We start from the raw sequence: 2,792 nt of genomic DNA on the forward strand, positions 1-2,792 counted from the left end.
ACGCCGCAATCTGACCATGCCCGGCGTCGCCGTCACCGTCGGCGAGCAGATCGAGGCGCTGGAACGCATCGCCGGGCCGAAGGCGGCAGGCCTGATCCGCGAGGTTCCGGATGACACGATCTGGGCGATCGTCAAGGGCTGGCCGACGCGCTTCGAGGCAAAGCGGTCGCGGGAGCTTGGCTTCAGCGCCGAAAAGAGTTTTGACGAGATCATCCGCGCTCACATCGAGGATGAGCTCGGCGGCAAGATCGCGGGTTAAACTCCGACCCTCGTGGCGCCGGGCATCATCCGCCGCTCGCCAGGCTTGCCGACAGCAGCAGCAGTCCGAACAGGAACACGAAGGCGGCGCCGCCGATCTCGACGATCGAGTGGATGCGGTTGCCCATGCGGCCGTCGCCGGCGAAATAGACCGCCCAGTTCTTGGCGGTCACCGCCAGCGTCGCCAGTGCCGAAACGGTGATGGCGGTGCCCAGCGACATTGCCAGCACCGACAGCAGGCCGCCGAGCCAGAGGCCGTTGAGCAGGGCGAAGCTGAGCACGATCAGCGCGCCGGAGCAGGGGCGGATGCCGACCGCCGCCACCGCTGTCCAGGCCGTGCGCCAGTCGAAGCGGTCGCCCGACAGCAGCGCCGGATCGGGTGCGTGCGAATGGCCGCAGGTGTCGCAGACTTCGCCGGCCGCGTGATCGTGATGAGCATGATCGTGTTCGGCATGATCGTGATGATCGTGCGAAGGGCCGTGCACATGGTCATGCGCGTGCAGCGCGTGCGAATGGGCATGCGCCGAATGGCTGTGAGCTGCATGGGAATGGCCGGCATGCGAATGCGCGCCGTGCGAATGACCCCCGTGAGAATGACCGGCGTGAGAATGGCCGGCATGAGCCGCCGACGGGCTGTAGGCCGGGCCCTTGCCGAACAGACGCAGGACGGAAGGACCGAGTTTGCGCCACAGCAGCCAGGCGCCGAACAGGGTGACGAAGACAAAGCTCATGATCTCCATGAACCAGGCTGCGTCCGTCATCGAGACGGAGGTGCCGCGCAGGACGAAATAGGCGACCCCCATCACCGCGACCGCGGTCAGGCCCTGCAGCAGCGCCGAGACGAAGGACAAGAGGATGCCGCGCCGCAACGCCACTTCATTGGCCACCATGTAGGACGAGATCACCGCCTTGCCGTGACCGGGGCCGGCGGCATGGAAAATACCGTAGGCGAAGGACAGGCCGACGAGTATCCAGATCTTGCTGCCGTCCTGGCGCATCGCCTTCATCGCCGTTGCCAGCGCGCGGTAGAATTCCTGCTGCCTGAGATTGATCCACATCAGAATATGGGCGAACGGGCCGGTGGTGGGCGCCATGCCGTCATTGACGCCGATGCCGAGCGAACTCTGGGCATGAGCGGCGTCGGCGAAATGCATCATGGCGACTGTGAGGGCCAACAGGCCGAATGCCAAACGCAGGGACGGTTTCGTCACCGGCTTCATCCTTCTGGCTGACAGGTCAGTTCGAGCTTGGTGGCGAAGATCTTGCTCATATCGGTGCCGGTCGGATCGTTGAAAAAGGCATCGGTGAGGGTCTTCTGGTTTTCCTTGATGGCCTCGTCGGGGTCGGGACGGACCACCTTGCTGGTGCAGTTCGAGGGCAGGCCTTCGACCGTGATGTTGGAGTCCTCGGTGAAGTCGATCGCCGTGTAGAATGTCGGATCGTAGACGCCGATATCGATCTTGCCGTTGAGCTTGATCGGCACCTTCGGTTCGGACTCGAACAGGATGATCAGCTGGTCGTTGTCGAAATTGGCCATCAGATGCGGCGGCGGCGTCATCGCCACGTCCTTGCCGTCGACGGTGACGAGCTGGAAGTAATTGAACTCCGCCAGCGAGGCATGAACGGTGTCGGCGACTTCCTTCAGCTCCTTGTCGTCGAGCTTCAGGTCGGAGTTCTTGTCGAACTCCATCATCACCGTCGAGGAAAACAGGTCGTCGAAGCGCCAGAGATGACGCAGAGCCTTCACGCTTTGGTGATCCGGGGAGAGGATCACATCGAGGCGAGCCTCGGCGAAGACGTGTGGATGCACGTAAGCGGGTCCAGTGGCGGCAAAGCTAGCCGCCAAGGCCGAAGCCAGCATGATTGCGTGCCGTTTCAGGTGCATTCTCGGTCGCGATTCCCTAGGCTTCGGAAGAGTTGCCGAGAGTTACCAGAAAGGGGGCGAAATTGGGACCGCTGCTCGGCTGAAGTGGGTCAGGCAACTTCACGCGTCCTGAACCACTGCACCAGGAAGTCGACGAAAACGCGGACCTTGGCCGGCAGATAGCGGCGGTGCGGGTAGACGGCGAAGATGCCGCCGCCCGACAGGATACGGTCATCTATCACCGACACCAGCCGGCCGCTCGCGAGGTCGGGCGCGGCAATGAAATCCGGCAGGACGGTGAATCCCAGCCCGGACACGGCCGCGGCTCTCGCCGTCATCGGGCTGTTGACCTCGATCGGACCCGACACCGAAACGCTGACCGGATCGCCATTGTCGCCCTTGAACGGCCAGTTGTTCAGTCCGCGGCCATTGGTGTCGACGATGCAAGGCATGCGGCTGAGATCCTGCGGCCGTGTCGGCGTGCCATGCTTGGCGATCAGTTCGGGGGAGGCGCAGAGCTTTATCGAAAACGGCGCCAGACGCCTGGCGATCAGCGACGAGTTCTCCAGCCGCGAGATGCGCACCGCAAGGTCGAAGCCTTCCTCGACCAGATCGACGAAGCGGTCGTCGAGCTGGATGTCGAGCACGATGTCTGGATGCTGCTTGGCGA

General features: G+C 63.5%; 3 protein-coding genes and 1 pseudogene. 1 reads left to right on the top strand and 3 read right to left on the bottom strand.

The genetic code is table 11. The features are described from left to right. Positions 1-259: pseudogene (locus tag EN925_RS30915) on the top strand (NAD-dependent epimerase); the annotation flags it as partial. A gap of 25 nt (positions 260-284) precedes the next feature. Here EN925_RS30915 and EN925_RS30920 read toward each other — a convergent pair. The 3 genes from EN925_RS30920 to EN925_RS30930 form a co-directional block, all read right to left on the bottom strand. Next, positions 285-1,478 (bottom strand): nickel/cobalt transporter, encoded by a 1,194-nt coding sequence (locus tag EN925_RS30920; RefSeq protein ID WP_128337171.1) that lies wholly within the window; start codon positions 1,476-1,478, stop codon positions 285-287. After that, entirely contained in the window at positions 1,475-2,143 is a 669-nt protein-coding gene (locus EN925_RS30925) for a DUF1007 family protein (RefSeq protein WP_027161413.1), read from the bottom strand. Before EN925_RS30925 ends, EN925_RS30920 begins: the two co-directional genes overlap by 4 nt. 89 nt (positions 2,144-2,232) lie before the next feature. Further along, the coding region (locus EN925_RS30930; protein WP_206633013.1) for a substrate binding domain-containing protein at positions 2,233-2,792 on the bottom strand (560 nt) is incomplete at its 5' end.

Source organism: Mesorhizobium sp. M7A.F.Ca.US.006.04.2.1, from assembly GCF_004022915.1.
GTDB lineage: Bacteria > Pseudomonadota > Alphaproteobacteria > Rhizobiales > Rhizobiaceae > Mesorhizobium > Mesorhizobium ciceri.

Bases quoted from the DNA above. Each gene is read 5' to 3' on its own strand.
- EN925_RS30920 (WP_128337171.1), bottom strand. From the start codon at position 1,478: ATGAAGCCGGTGACGAAACCGTCCCTGCGTTTGGCATTCGGCCTGTTG.
- EN925_RS30925 (WP_027161413.1), bottom strand. From the start codon at position 2,143: ATGCACCTGAAACGGCACGCAATCATGCTGGCTTCGGCCTTGGCGGCT.